General features: G+C 73.1%; 10 protein-coding genes. 6 read left to right on the top strand and 4 right to left on the bottom strand.

Annotation, left to right across the window (positions count from 1 at the left end):
* Positions 1 to 43 precede the first annotated feature (43 nt).
* On the top strand, positions 44 to 892 hold the full coding sequence (locus OG975_RS07465; RefSeq protein WP_406328293.1) for an alpha/beta fold hydrolase: 849 nt from the start codon (positions 44 to 46) through the stop codon (positions 890 to 892).
* Between the two features lie 47 nt (positions 893 to 939).
* Here OG975_RS07465 and OG975_RS07460 read toward each other — a convergent pair whose 3' ends face one another.
* The 3 genes from OG975_RS07460 to OG975_RS07450 all read right to left on the bottom strand — a co-directional run bounded on the left by OG975_RS07460 (position 940) and on the right by OG975_RS07450 (position 3,736).
* Positions 940 to 1,380, bottom strand: a complete 441-nt coding sequence (locus OG975_RS07460; RefSeq protein WP_406328292.1) for a GNAT family N-acetyltransferase — start codon at positions 1,378 to 1,380, stop codon at positions 940 to 942.
* A gap of 65 nt (positions 1,381 to 1,445) precedes the next feature.
* Positions 1,446 to 1,853, bottom strand: coding sequence for a CoA-binding protein (locus tag OG975_RS07455; RefSeq protein ID WP_406328291.1), 408 nt, complete (start codon positions 1,851 to 1,853; stop codon positions 1,446 to 1,448).
* Positions 1,854 to 1,906: 53 nt separating this feature from the next.
* Positions 1,907 to 3,736: a TIGR03767 family metallophosphoesterase gene (locus OG975_RS07450; protein WP_406328290.1), complete on the bottom strand. Its 1,830-nt coding sequence runs from the start codon at positions 3,734 to 3,736 to the stop codon at positions 1,907 to 1,909.
* A 255-nt stretch (positions 3,737 to 3,991) separates the two neighbouring features.
* Between OG975_RS07450 and OG975_RS07445 the strand changes: the two genes are divergently transcribed.
* Entirely contained in the window at positions 3,992 to 4,717 is a 726-nt protein-coding gene (locus OG975_RS07445; RefSeq protein WP_406328289.1) for a hypothetical protein, read from the top strand.
* Positions 4,714 to 5,256, top strand: coding sequence for a SixA phosphatase family protein (locus tag OG975_RS07440; protein WP_406328288.1), 543 nt, complete (start codon positions 4,714 to 4,716; stop codon positions 5,254 to 5,256). The genes OG975_RS07445 and OG975_RS07440 overlap by 4 nt, the downstream gene beginning before the upstream one ends.
* 33 nt (positions 5,257 to 5,289) lie before the next feature.
* Here the strand turns inward: OG975_RS07440 and OG975_RS07435 are convergent, their stop codons facing one another.
* Positions 5,290 to 7,281: an amino acid transporter gene (locus OG975_RS07435; RefSeq protein ID WP_406328287.1), complete on the bottom strand. Its 1,992-nt coding sequence runs from the start codon at positions 7,279 to 7,281 to the stop codon at positions 5,290 to 5,292.
* Positions 7,282 to 7,490: 209 nt separating this feature from the next.
* Here OG975_RS07435 and OG975_RS07430 point away from each other — a divergent pair, with 209 nt between their 5' ends.
* From OG975_RS07430 to OG975_RS07420, 3 genes are all read left to right on the top strand, one after another.
* Entirely contained in the window at positions 7,491 to 8,117 is a 627-nt protein-coding gene (locus tag OG975_RS07430; protein ID WP_406328286.1) for a YigZ family protein, read from the top strand.
* 166 nt (positions 8,118 to 8,283) lie between these two features.
* Positions 8,284 to 9,447 carry an exonuclease SbcCD subunit D gene (locus OG975_RS07425; protein WP_406328285.1) on the top strand — a complete coding sequence of 388 codons (1,164 nt, stop codon included), beginning with the start codon at positions 8,284 to 8,286 and terminating at the stop codon, positions 9,445 to 9,447.
* 76 nt (positions 9,448 to 9,523) lie between these two features.
* On the top strand, positions 9,524 to 12,526 hold the full coding sequence (locus tag OG975_RS07420; RefSeq protein WP_406328284.1) for an AAA family ATPase: 3,003 nt from the start codon (positions 9,524 to 9,526) through the stop codon (positions 12,524 to 12,526).
* Positions 12,527 to 12,607: the final 81 nt, after the last annotated feature.

Genomic DNA, 12,607 nt, shown 5'->3' with positions numbered 1-12,607 from the left:
AAACCGCTTGCCGTGATCGTCGGGCGCTGATGAGGATGGCGTCATGCCGACCTTCACCGCCCCTGATGGAACCCAACTCGCCTACCACGTACGGGGCGAGGGCGAGCCGCTGCTCTGCCTGCCCGGTGGGCCGATGCGCGCCTCCGCCTACCTCGGCGACCTCGGCGGGCTGGCGCGGCACCGCCGGCTGATCCTGCTCGACCTGCGGGGCACCGGCGACTCCGGCGTCCCGGCCGACTCGGCGACCTACCGCTGCGACCGTCAGGCCGGCGACGTCGAGGCACTCCGCGCGCACCTCGGCCTGGAGCGCGTCGATCTGCTCGCTCACTCGGCGGGCGGCGACCTCGCCCTCCTGTACGCGGCCCGGCATCCGGGGCGCATCCGCTCCCTCACGCTGGTCACCAGCCGGGCGCGGGCCCTCGGCGTCGACTTCACCGAGGAACACCGCAGAGAGGCGGCCGAGCTGCGCAAGGCCGAGCCGTGGTTCGAGACCGCGTACGAGGCGTACGAACGTGTCTGGGCGGGTTCCGCGAGCGACGCCGACTGGGACACCATCACCCCGTTCTTCTACGGCCGTTGGGACGCGGCCGCCCAGGCGCACGCCTCGACCGACGCCGAGCAGAGCAACGAGGAGGCGGCGGAGCTCTACCCGGGCCCCGGAGCCTTCGATCCCGACCAGGCCCGCGCGGCCGTCGCCTCGTGGGACGCGCGGGTGCTGCTCATCGCGGGCGCGCTGGACAGCGGCCCGCTGCCACGCGTCGCCGCCGCCGTCGCGGAACTGTTTCCCCGGGCCGAGCTGACCGTGCAGCCGGATGCCGGCCACTTCCCGTGGCTCGACGACCCACGTGCCTTCAGCGAGACCGTCGCCGACTTCCTCGACCGGGGGAAGTGACCGGCTCGGGCGGGCCGCGAGCCGCGGGCCGACCCGTCCGGACCGGCTCAGGCCAGCCGCAGGTCGACCCACTCGGCGGTCTCGCCCGGAAGCACATAGCGTTCGATCTCGATGAACCCGTGCTTCCGCGCGAACCGCAGTCCGTCCTCGTTGGCGGCCAGCACGACGGTCTCGATCACCTCGGCGCCCACCTCGCGCGCCTGCTTCAGCCCGCGTACGTACAACTCCTCGCCGAACCCCTGACCGCGGTGCTCGGCGAGCACGCGCGCGATCACCGTGGCCGTGGCGGTGTCGTCCGTGGGCGGACGCACGGTCGTGCAGCCCACCAGGACGTCGCCGAGATACGCGACCTCCAGGTGGTTGCGCCGGACACGCTCGCGCACCTCGGCGAGCGACATGGCGGCGGCCGGGACGATCACATTGTGGACATGCTGCCAGTCGTTGAGACGGGCTTCGTCGTCCGGCTGTTCGATACGAAGGGTGGGCACCAGAGCAGGAAACCGGTGCGGCCCCCGGGGCGTCAACCGCATTTGGACGCGGGGCGGTTAGAGGGTCAGCCGAGTCGGGGGATCTCGATAGCCGGGCAGAAGTCCATGACCATGTCGAGTCCGGCGGCCCGGGCCCGGTCGTACGCGGCCTCGTCGATGACGTCGAGCTGGAACCAGACGGCCTTGACGCCCTTGGCGACCGCCTCGTCGGCGACGGGTCCCGCGAGATCGCTGTTCACGAAGACGTCCACCACATCGATCTCGAAGGGGATGTCCGCCAAGGAGGCGTATCCCTTCTCCCCGTGGACGGTCTCGGCCTTCGGGTGTACCGGCACGATGCGCTTGCCGTAGCGCTGGAGGACGTCGGCGACGCCGTATGCCGCGCGGCGCTGGTTCGAGGACAGGCCGACGATCGCCCAGGTGTCACCGAGCTCGGTGAGGATCTTGCGGATCGTTGCCGGGTCGCCGTACATGGTCGGCCTCCTAAGGGTCCCTGTCATGGCTGCTCAGGGAGAAACAGCGGGCGTCACGGACTGATTCCCACCAGCTCCGTGTTGCGGTCGCCCGCCCCGCCCGCCCAGCCCTCCTGAACGCCGGCCCGCGCGCCGGCGGCGAGGCCCGGAGCGTTGTACGCCAGCTCCCGGTACAGGGAGGCGAGGCCCACCGCCGAGAGGTCGTCGAAGCCGGGGGCGGTGCGGTGCGGGGCGGCCGACTCGATGAGCGTGGTGAACAGGGACACCGTGCCGTCCCCGTTGTCGGCCAGTTCGAACAGCCGGGCGTGGTGCGGATAGTCCACGTGGGAGGCGGTGTTGACCTCCCAGAAGGAGCGGGCGGGCGTCGCGTGCGCGTGGGGCGTGATCCGGTTGACGTGACTGTGGCCGTTGATCCAGGCGACCACGTTCGGGAACCGGCCGAGCAGGGCGATGACCTCGGCGCCGTCGTGGCGCGGTTCGTCCGTGCGGGCGGCGTCGGGGCGGCGGGTCATGCTCGGGCTGTGGTGGTGGCTGAAGACCAGGATGCGGGCGTCGTCGGCGCTCGTATTGCGTACGAGACGGCCGTCCGCGTCGTAGGACCGGGAACTGTGCGCGGCCAGTGTCCGTTCCAGCCAGCGGAGTTGGCCGGTGCCGAGCGAGCCCTCGTAGTGGCCGCTGCGGTACGTCGTGTCGATGCTGATGCCGATGACGTTCTCGGCGATCCGGAAGCTGTAGTACATCCGCTCGCCGTCGAGATGGTCCTCGGTATAGCCGTGGCCGACCGGACCGGCGCCTGCGTGGGCGGGGTCGAGATGCGCTGCCAGATAGTCCTGCGGGGTGCACAGCCGTCGTCGCTCGTCGGCCGTCACGGTCCGCGCCGAGGCCGCGTGTCTGCTCAGGATCGCCTTGAGCACCTCGCTCTTGGGGTCGTCGCCCGACCCGAGCGCCCTGGCGTAGGCGGCCGCGTCGGCGGCGGGCACCGACAGCAGTTTGCGGGAGCCGACCGCGAAGTCGCCGAGCGCGGGGGAGAGACAGCCGCCGGGCAGATCGTCGTGGTTGCCGACCGTGGAGTACCAGGGGATACGGAGTCCCGGGCTGCTCACCGGCCGGGTCACGGCGTCGAGGAATCCCGGGATCAGGGGCAGCCCGCGCCGCTTGTCCAGGTCGCGCAGGGCCGCGTCGCCGGGGTGCCAGTACAGAGGAAGCCCGGAGTTCTGGATGCCCTCGTAGGCCGTCGGGTCACCAGTGTTGGGGGTGATCCGGCCGCCGCTCATCAGCGTGAGGAACCACTCCAGCTCGATCGCGGAGTTGTTGTCGACGTTGTCGCCCGTCGTCATCACGAACGCGGGCGGCAGATGGGTGTGCGGGCCCCCGCCGAGCGCGTTCACCTGCTCCACGAGCGCGACCGCGCCCGCGACGGTCAGCGCCTCCTGCGCCCGCCACGCGGTGGCCGTGCGGGACCGCAGGAACTCCGTGCGCAGCGGGTTCTGTACGTCGGCGAGGTGCAGGTCGGTGAACTGCACGAAGCACGCGAGCGCCGTACGCCGGTCCTCGCGGCCGGCCCGGGGAGGGGCGAGTTCTCCCCGTACGACGAGGGGCCAGCCGGGGCCCGCGACCAGCCGCCGGTAGGTGCCGGTGTCCGGGGCGCCGCCGAGGCGGGCCGTCGTCTCCAGGGTGGTCGTCCCGTACGGTGCGGGGCGCCTGGCGGTGCGGGCCGGCCGGCGGGCGGCATCCCTTACGGCGGCATCCCTTACGGAGGGATGTGCGCGCTGCCCAGGCAGGAGCGCCCCCGCCGTCCCGGACGCCCCGGCTGCCACGGCGGCGCCCGAGGCGAGCAGAAAACGACGGCGGTTGATCGCGGACGCGGGTTCGGTCCCGGCCATGGGGCAGCCCTCCGGTGCCTCCGAGTGACGCACTGAACGGAACCACTCATTCAGGCCTCGGGGGCACCTGCGTGGCCCTGCCATGAACGCCGCGTGATGGCTTGCCGAAGCCAGTCGGGAACTCCTCCTCGACCGACCGATCGCCCGTATGCACGGTACCTGGGGACGTTCGGCTGAGGCCGCCGTGCGCCTGCGCATGACCGGAATCGGTCCCACCTCCCTGCGCACGGCCTTCGGCCCGCCTACGCTCACCTCGTGCTCCGTATCATCGACGCCCGAACGGGCGAGCCCACTGACGCCGCCCGCGCCCGCCGGAGTCTGGTCCGCGTCCACGCACGCGCGTCCGGGTCCGACACCACGGGTCTACGGGTGCTCCTCGTCGCCGACGTCCTCGTACGGGCCCTGGAAATCGGCGGAACACCGGTCTGGGCGACCTTGAGCGGCCCGGCGGACCAGGCGGAACTCCTGGCGAGTGCCGCGACGCTCGGTATCCGGCAGTTCGAGGACCACCACGACACCGCGCCCGGGCCGGGGGACGCGCGGACCATCCATGTGGTGGGCCCGGACCGGGACGCGGCAGTCGGCACGGCGGCCGGCGACGTCCGTGTCCAGGTCGCCCCCGTGGAACCCGGCAGCGGTTCCGTGGATCCCACCGTCCTGCGCTTCGCCCTGCTCGCGCACCGCAGGGACGCCCCCCTGCGGCTCGACGCGGCCGTCCTGGAGGACGCCGACGACACACTCACGCGGTGGCGCGCCGCGGTCGCCGGCTGGGCGACCCGGCCGTCCCGTCCCGTCCCCGATGACGTACGCCAACGGCTGCGCGCGGCCTGGGAGGACGACCTGGACGTCCCCGGAGTCCTGAGCGTGCTGCGGTGGGTGGAGACGTCCGACGTGCCGGAGGGCGCCCGCTTCGAGACGTACGCCTACGCGGACCGGCTCCTCGGGCTCGAACTCACCCGGGAGATCGGGGCGGCGCTGTGATGGCGCGCGCCGGAGCCGGCCCGCTGCGCAGACTCGTCGTCCTGCGGCACGCCAAGTCCGCCTGGCCCACGGGCGTGCCCGACCACGAGCGGCCGCTCGCGCCGCGTGGCCGCCGCGACGCCCCGGCGGCCGGGCGCGCCCTCGCCGAGGCCGACTGTCTGCCGGACCTCGCCCTGTGCTCCACCGCCGTACGCGCCCGCCAGACCTGGGAGCTGGCCGCGGAGCAGTGGGGCACCCCGCCACCCGTACGGCTCGACGAGCGGCTGTACGGGGCGGACGTACCGGAGTTGCTGGACGCCGTGCGCGAAGTCCCGGACCAAGTGCGGACGTTGCTGCTGATCGGGCACAACCCGGGCCTTGAGGAGCTGGTCCTCGAACTGGCGGGGGACGGCCTCGACGACGCGCTGGACGAGGTACGGACGAAGTTCCCGACCTCGGCCGTCGCGATCCTCGCCTGGCACGGCGGCAGCTGGCAGGAACTCGCCCCCGGTACCGCCCTGTTGACGGACGTGACGGTGCCGAGAGGCAAGAAGCACTGACCGGCCGGCCTTCGTGCCCCTCGGCACGGCCGCTCAGCCGACGTGGACCCGGGGCCTGCGATCGGGGTCGGGCTCGGCGCGGCGGAGTACCTCGCGGGTGACCGGCGCGACCTCGCCCTCGCCGAAGACGAGGAAGCGCACGAGGTGGCTCAGCGGATTGCCCTCGGTCCAGTTGAAGTAGGCGTTCGGGACCTGGCCGGTGCGGTCGCGCAGTTGCATGAGGACGGCGGCGATGGTGTTGGGCACCGTCGCGCCTTCCACCCGCAGCCTGCGCACACCGTGCTTCTCGTCGCCGTGCACCGCGAGGTCGGCCGTGAAGTCCGAGGAATCCGTCACGAAGACCTCCAGGAACAGCACGGGGCGGCCGTCGGGGATGTGGGTGTGGTCGCGCTGGTTGTACTCCTTGGCGCGGTACGCCGTGGTGCTGTGCTCCTGCGGCTCGTTGGCGATCAGCTGGAGCGGTCCGCTCGCCGCGGCCTCGTCGATGAACCGGGCCGCGGCCTCGTCGAACGTGACGGCCGCGGCACGCAGCTCGAAGGCACGACGGACGCGTGAGGCGAACGACGTGGTCAGGATCGCGAGGATGAAGATCAGCGCGATCTTGATGCCGTCGGGGCGCTCGATGACATTGGTGACCAGCGTGTACCCGAAGACCGCGGTGATCGTGCCGAAGCCGAGCGCGGCGGCGCGACGGCCCTTCCTGTGTACGGCGACCGTCGAGGCGAAAGACGCGGAGAGCATCAGGACCAGCACACCGGTCGCGTACGCGCCGCTCTGGTCGTCGACGTTCGCGTTGAACCACAGCGTGATGAAGACCGCGGCCGCCATGAACACCAGGACCAGCGGGCGCACCGCACGGGTCCACTCCGGGGCCATGCCGTAGCGGGGCAGATAGCGCGGTACGAGGTTGAGGAGCCCGGCGAGCGCGGAGGCGCCCGCGAACCAGAGGATGGCGATGGTCGAGATGTCGTAGACCGTGCCGAACGCCTCGCCCAGGTGCTCGTGCGCGAGATACGCGAGCGCGCGCCCGTTCGCCGGGCCGCCGCTCTCGAACGCGTCCTGCGGGATCAGGATCGTCGTCGCGAGGCTGGACAGCAGCAGGAAGCCGCTCATGATCACGGCGGCCGTGGTGAGCAGCTTGCGGGTCTCCCGGATCCGGCCCGTCGGCTTCGCGTACGTGTCCGTCGGGTCGCCCTCGACCTGCGGCATCACCGCCGCACCCGTCTCGAAGCCGGACATGCCGAGCGCCAGCTTGGGGAAGACGAGGAGTGCCACGGCGATCATCGCGAGCGGCGAGGAGTGCTCGGCGGTCATCGCGTCGGTCCAGTTGCCGATCCTGACCGGGTGGCTCAGCACCTCCCAGGCGGCGACGGCCAGAACGACGACATTAAGTGTGAGATACGTCGCCACGAGCGCCACCGCGATGCCGATGGCCTCCTTGAAGCCCTTCAGGAAGACCGCGCCCAGCGCGGCGACCAGGACGAGGGTGATCCAGGTGTTCCCGCCGTGCATCCAGTGCGGGGCGAAAGGGTTCTCCACGACGTGCGCGGAGGCGTCCGCCGCCGACAGGGTGATCGTGATCAGGAAGTCGGTGGCCGCGAAGCCGAGCAGCACGAGAACGAAGATCTTCCCCGACCACCAGGGCAGCAGCCGCTCCAGCATCGCGATCGAACCCTCGCCGTGCGGGCTCTCGTGCGCGACCCGGCGGTAGACCGGCAGCGCGCCGAGCAGGGTCAGCGCGATCAGCACGAGTGTCGCGAGCGGGGAGAGCAGCCCGGCGGCGAGCGCGGCGATACCCGGCTGGTAGCCGAGCGTGGAGAAGTAGTCCACGCCGGTGAGACACATGACCCGCCACCACTTGTGGCCCCGGTGCTCGGCGTCCGGGGTGGCGTGCGGGCCCGGGTGACGGGCCGACTGCTCGCTCAGGCCCTCCAGGAGCCACGCCCGCCAGCGGGGCGTGGAAACGGAGGGCTCCGGATGGCCGGGCGTGTCCGAGTCCGCGCTCTCCACCTGAGTGCCGGTCATGCTGCGATCTCCCTGCGATCGGTCGGGCCACGGTCGGGCCGTCGGTAAGGCCCGCGGTCCTCGGTGCGGCCTGGGGTCTTCGGCGTCGCCCAGGGGCTCCGGGCAACGAGGAGCGAGTATCCACCACTTCGCTGTCCGCCCCGCTCCCGGGGCAACCGCGGGGGGACGGGACGTGCTCCACGCGCGCGTGCACCACATACGCTGGCGTGATGCAGGACGAGTACCGCACAGTGGCCCGCGCGGGCGTGCACGAGACCGAGGTCAACCGCTCCCGGTTCCTGTGCGCTCTCGCCCCGGCCGCCACCGAGCAGGAGGCCCAGGACTTCATCGCCGGAGTCCGCAAGGAGCACGCCGACGCCACGCACAACTGCTACGCGTACGTCATCGGCGCCGACGCGGCCGTGCAGAAGGCGAGCGACGACGGCGAACCGGGCGGCACCGCGGGCGTCCCCATGCTCCAGATGCTGCTGCGCCGCGACATGCGCTACGTCGTCGCCGTCGTCACCCGCTACTACGGCGGGGTCAAGCTGGGCGCGGGCGGACTGATCAGGGCGTACGGCGGCTCAGTGGGCGAGGCGCTGGACACGCTGGGCACCCTCACGCGCCGGAGATTCCGGCTGGCCACGGTGACTGTCGACCACCAGCGCGCCGGCAAGGTGCAGAACGACCTGCGGTCCACCGGGCGCGAGGTGCGGGACGTGCGGTACGCCGAGGCGGTCACCATCGAGATCGGGCTGCCGGACTCCGACGTGGAGACCTTCCGGGCGTGGCTCGCGGACGCGACAGCGGGCACGGCGGGGTTCGAACTCGGGGGAGAGGCGTACGGGGACGCGTGAGCGGGGGCGGTGGGTCCGGCTGTCCCGCGGCGTGACGTGGGGCACGCGCGCGAGGACGGGGCCGAGTGAGGTACGCGCGCGTGGAGCATGCGCGGCGTGACCTGCTGAGGGCCGATACGGGAGTAGCCGCCCGTGATGTCCGACCCGCCCGTTAGTCTCGGGGATCATGAGGCTTCTGCACACTTCCGACTGGCATCTCGGCCGGGCGTTCCACCGGGTGAACATGCTCGGTGCCCAGGCCGAATTCATCGGCCATCTCGTCACGACCGCGCGTGAGCGCGACGTGGACGCGGTGGTCGTGTCGGGGGATGTGTACGACCGGGCGGTGCCGCCGCTCGCCGCCGTCGAGCTCTTCGACGACGCCCTGCACCGGCTGGCCGACCTCGGTGTGCCCACGGTGATGATCTCGGGGAATCACGACTCGGCGCGCCGGCTCGGTGTCGGCGCGGGCCTCATCGGGCGTGCCGGCGTCCACCTGCGTACCGAGGCCTCGGCGTGCGGCACCCCCGTGGTGCTCCCCGACGCCCACGGCGACGTCGCCTTCTATGGCCTGCCCTATCTCGAACCGGCGTTGGTGAAGGACGAGTTCGGCGTCGAGAAGGCCGGGCACGAGGCGGTGCTCGCCGCCGCCATGGACCGGGTCCGCGCCGACCTCGCCACGCGCGCGCCGGGCACCCGGTCCGTCGTCCTCGCCCACGCCTTCGTCACCGGCGGCGAGGCCAGCGACAGCGAGCGGGACATCACCGTCGGCGGGGTCGCCTCCGTGCCGGCCGGGGTCTTCGACGGCGTCGACTACACCGCGCTCGGGCATCTGCACGGCAGCCAGACCATCACCGAGCGCGTGCGCTACTCGGGCTCCCCGCTGCCGTACTCGTTCTCGGAGGCCGACCACCGCAAGAGCATGTGGCTCGTGGATCTGGGTGCCGAGGGCTCCCTGAGCGCGGAGCGGATCGACTGCCCCGTCCCCCGGGCGCTCGCCCGCATCCGGGGGCACCTGGAGGACCTGCTCGCCGATCCGGAGCTGGAGCGCCACGAGGAGGCGTGGGTCGAGGCGACCCTCACCGACCCGGTCCGCCCGGCCGATCCCATGGCGCGGCTGACCGAGCGCTTCCCGCACACGCTCAGCCTCACGTTCGACCCGGAGCGGGCCCCCGAGGACCCGGACATCTCCTACGCCCGGCGGCTGGCGGGCCGCAGCGAACAGCAGATCGCGGAGGACTTCGTGGCCCATGTGCGCGGCGCGGGCCCCGACGTGGACGAACAGGTCGTGCTGCGGGACGCGTTCGACGCCGTCCACGCCGACGAGGCCGTGCGGGAGGTCGCCCGGTGACATCACGTCCGCTGGACTTCACAGCAGCCCCGGACACCGATCGGCTTGCGTGCCGACGCGGCTTCGAGGTGGCCCGATGAGGCTGCACCGCCTGGACATCACCGCCTTCGGGCCCTTCGGCGGCGCCCAGAAGGTCGACTTCGACGAGCTGTCGGCCGCCGGGCTCTTCCTGCTGCACGGGCCGACGGGCGCGGGCAAGACGTCTGTCCTGGACGCCGTCTGCTACGCGCTGTACGGAGCGGTGCCCGGCGCCCGCCAGAGCGGCCAGGGCCTCGGCCTGCGCAGCGACCACGCGGAACCCGCCACACGCACCGAGATCCGCCTCGAACTCACCGTCGCCGGACGCCGGTTGGAGATCACCCGGCAGCCGCCCTGGGAACGCCCCAAGAAGCGCGGTGCCGGCACGACGACCGAAAAGGCACAGAGCTGGCTGCGTGAGTACGACGCGTCGGCGGGCTCCTGGAAGGACCTCAGCCGCTCCCACCAGGAGATCGGCGAAGAGATCACCCAGCTGCTCGGCATGAGCCGCGAGCAGTTCTGCCAGGTCGTGCTGTTGCCCCAGGGCGACTTCGCGCGCTTCCTGCGGGCCGATGCCGAGGCCCGCGGCAAGCTGCTCGGCCGCCTCTTCGACACCCACCGCTTCGCCGAGGTCGAAAAGCGCCTCGCCGAGCGACGGCGCGCGGCCGAAGCCGAAGTGCGCGCCGGCGACACGGCCATGCTGGCCGACGCGCACCGGATGCAGCAGGAGGCCGGGGACAGCGTCGAGATGCCGCTGCCCGACCTCGCACCCGGCGATCCGGGCCTCGCCGAGTCCGTGCTGGCCTGGGCCGCCGTCGCCCGCTGCACTGCCCGCGAACGCCTCACGATCGCCCACTGCGCGCGCGTGGCCGCCGAATCCGCGCAGGCCGCGGCGGACCGCGTACTCGGCGATGTCCGTGAAGTGGCCCGGCTGCAACGCCGGTTCACGGAGGCGCGGGAGCGTGCCGCGCGCCTGGACGAGCGGGCCGACGCCCACCGGGAGGCCCAGGCGCGGATGGAGCGGGCCCGCAAGGCCGAGGCGGTGGCCCCCGCACTCGACCTGCGCGAAGCCGCCGAGGCCGAGCACCGGCGCGCGGCCGCCGAAGAGGCACGCGCGTGTGCCACCCTGCCGGAGACCTTCGCCGGCGCCGGTGCACCCGGGCTCGCGGCAGCGGCCCGCAAGGCGGCCGAGGAGCTCGGCGGCCTGGAATCGGCACGCCGGGCCGAACGCCGACTGGCCGAACTCGCCATGGAACGCGCCGACCTGGACCGGCAGGAGCGCGCCGACGAGGACATCCTCCAGGAGGCCGAGAGCTGGCTGGCCACGTGGGAGGCGACCCGCACCGGCATCGAGGCACGGATCGAGTCCGCGCAGGAGGCCACGACCCGCGCCGAACAGCTCGCCGTCCAACGCGAACCGGCGCTCAAGCGGCTGGGCGCGGCCCGGCAGCGCGACCAGCTCGCCCAGGACACCGACGACGCCCACGCACAGGCCCTCGCCTCACGCGAACGCGCCACGGAGGCCCGCGACCGCTGGCTCGACCTGAAGGAACAGCGCCTCAAGGGCATCGCCGCGGAACTCGCCGCGGGCCTGGTCGACGGCGAGCCCTGCGCCGTCTGCGGCGCCTCCGAACACCCCGCGCCCGCACGGAAGATCGCCGGACACGTCGACCAGGACGCGGAGGAGCGGGCCCTCGCCGCCCATCGGCGCGCCGACGAGCAGCGCACCGAGGACGAGCGGCGGCTCGGCGTCGTCCGCGAGGCGCTGGCCGCCGCGACCGCGGAGGCGGGCGACGCGCCCACGGCACAACTCGCCGAGCAGGCCGAGGCGTTGGAACGGCAACACGCCGAGGCCCGCGCCGTGGCGTCCGGACTGCACGCCGCGCGTGAGGCGCGGGAACAGGCCGAGCGCGAGCACCAGCGGCGGCTGGCCGCCCAGCAGGAGGCCGCCCGCGGCGTCGCGTCACGCGCCTCGACCAGGGATGCCCTGGACCGCGAAAAGGCCGGTCTGGAGGGGGAGTTGGAGCAGGCGCGCGGCGCCACCGGGAGCGTATCGGCGCGCGCCGCGCAGCTGGAGCGGCAGGTCGCGCTGCTCACCGAGGCCGCGGACGCCGTTCGCGGGGCCGAGGACACCGCGCAGCGCCTCAAGGACGCCGACGCGCGACTCGCCGACGCGGCCTTCCGCGCCGGGTTCGACACACCGCGGGCGGCGGCCGCCGCGCTGCTCGACGACGCGGCCCACCGGGAACTCCAACGGCGGCTCGACGTCTGGCAGTCGGAGGAGGCCGCGGTGCGTGCCGTACTCGCCGAGGCCGACACGGCTGCCGCCGCCCAGCAGCCGCCCGCCGATCTGCGGGCCGCGGAACAGGCCGCCGAGTCCGCCGCCCGGGGCCTGCGGCACGCCGCCTCCGCGCAGGACGCGGCCGCGCGGCGCTGCGCGCAGCTCGACGGGCTCTCCGCGCGCGCGACCAGAGGCGTACGCCGTCTGGCACCGTTGCGCGAGGAATACGACCGGGTGGCCCGACTGGCCGGCCTCGCGGCGGGCACATCGGCGGACAACGAGCGCAAGATGCGCCTGGAGGCGTACGTCCTCGCTGCACGCCTGGAACAGGTCGCCGCCGCCGCGACCGTACGGCTGGAGCGGATGTCCTCCGGGCGCTACACCCTCGTGCACTCCGACGACCGTGCGGGACGTGGCCGCAGCGGGCTCGGGCTGCACGTCGTCGACGCCTGGACGGGGCGGGAGCGCGACACGGCGACGCTGTCCGGGGGTGAGACGTTCTTCGCCTCCCTCGCCCTGGCCCTCGGCCTCGCGGACGTCGTCACGGACGAGGCCGGCGGGGTGCGGCTCGACACGCTCTTCATCGACGAGGGCTTCGGCAGCCTCGACGACCAGACCCTCGACGAGGTCCTCGACGTCCTCGACTCGCTGCGGGAGCGCGACCGCAGCGTCGGCATCGTCAGCCACGTCGCGGACCTGCGGCGGCGCATCCACGCCCAGCTGGAAGTGGTGAAGGGGAGAACGGGGTCGGTCGTACGGCAGCGGGGCGCCCAGGACTGAGGCTGTGGTCCCTGTGGCCCGGCGCTCTCGCGGCCTGGTGACCCGGTGACCCGGTGGCCCGGTGCTCTCGCGGCCCGTGGC

It is taken from the genome of Streptomyces sp. NBC_00203, from assembly GCF_045206325.1.
Taxonomy (GTDB): Bacteria; Actinomycetota; Actinomycetes; order Streptomycetales; family Streptomycetaceae; genus Streptomyces; species Streptomyces lutosisoli.
Note: the sequence above shows the minus strand (reverse complement) of the source record. Positions and strands in the feature narration are given on the sequence as shown.

Excerpts from the sequence above, each read along its gene's own strand:
- OG975_RS07465 (WP_406328293.1), top strand. The coding sequence starts at position 44 with ATGCCGACCTTCACCGCCCCTGATGGAACCCAACTCGCCTACCACGTA.
- OG975_RS07455 (WP_406328291.1), bottom strand. The coding sequence starts at position 1,853 with ATGTACGGCGACCCGGCAACGATCCGCAAGATCCTCACCGAGCTCGGT.
- OG975_RS07450 (WP_406328290.1), bottom strand. The coding sequence starts at position 3,736 with ATGGCCGGGACCGAACCCGCGTCCGCGATCAACCGCCGTCGTTTTCTG.
- OG975_RS07435 (WP_406328287.1), bottom strand. The coding sequence starts at position 7,281 with ATGACCGGCACTCAGGTGGAGAGCGCGGACTCGGACACGCCCGGCCAT.
- OG975_RS07430 (WP_406328286.1), top strand. The coding sequence starts at position 7,491 with ATGCAGGACGAGTACCGCACAGTGGCCCGCGCGGGCGTGCACGAGACC.
- OG975_RS07425 (WP_406328285.1), top strand. The coding sequence starts at position 8,284 with ATGAGGCTTCTGCACACTTCCGACTGGCATCTCGGCCGGGCGTTCCAC.
- OG975_RS07420 (WP_406328284.1), top strand. The coding sequence starts at position 9,524 with ATGAGGCTGCACCGCCTGGACATCACCGCCTTCGGGCCCTTCGGCGGC.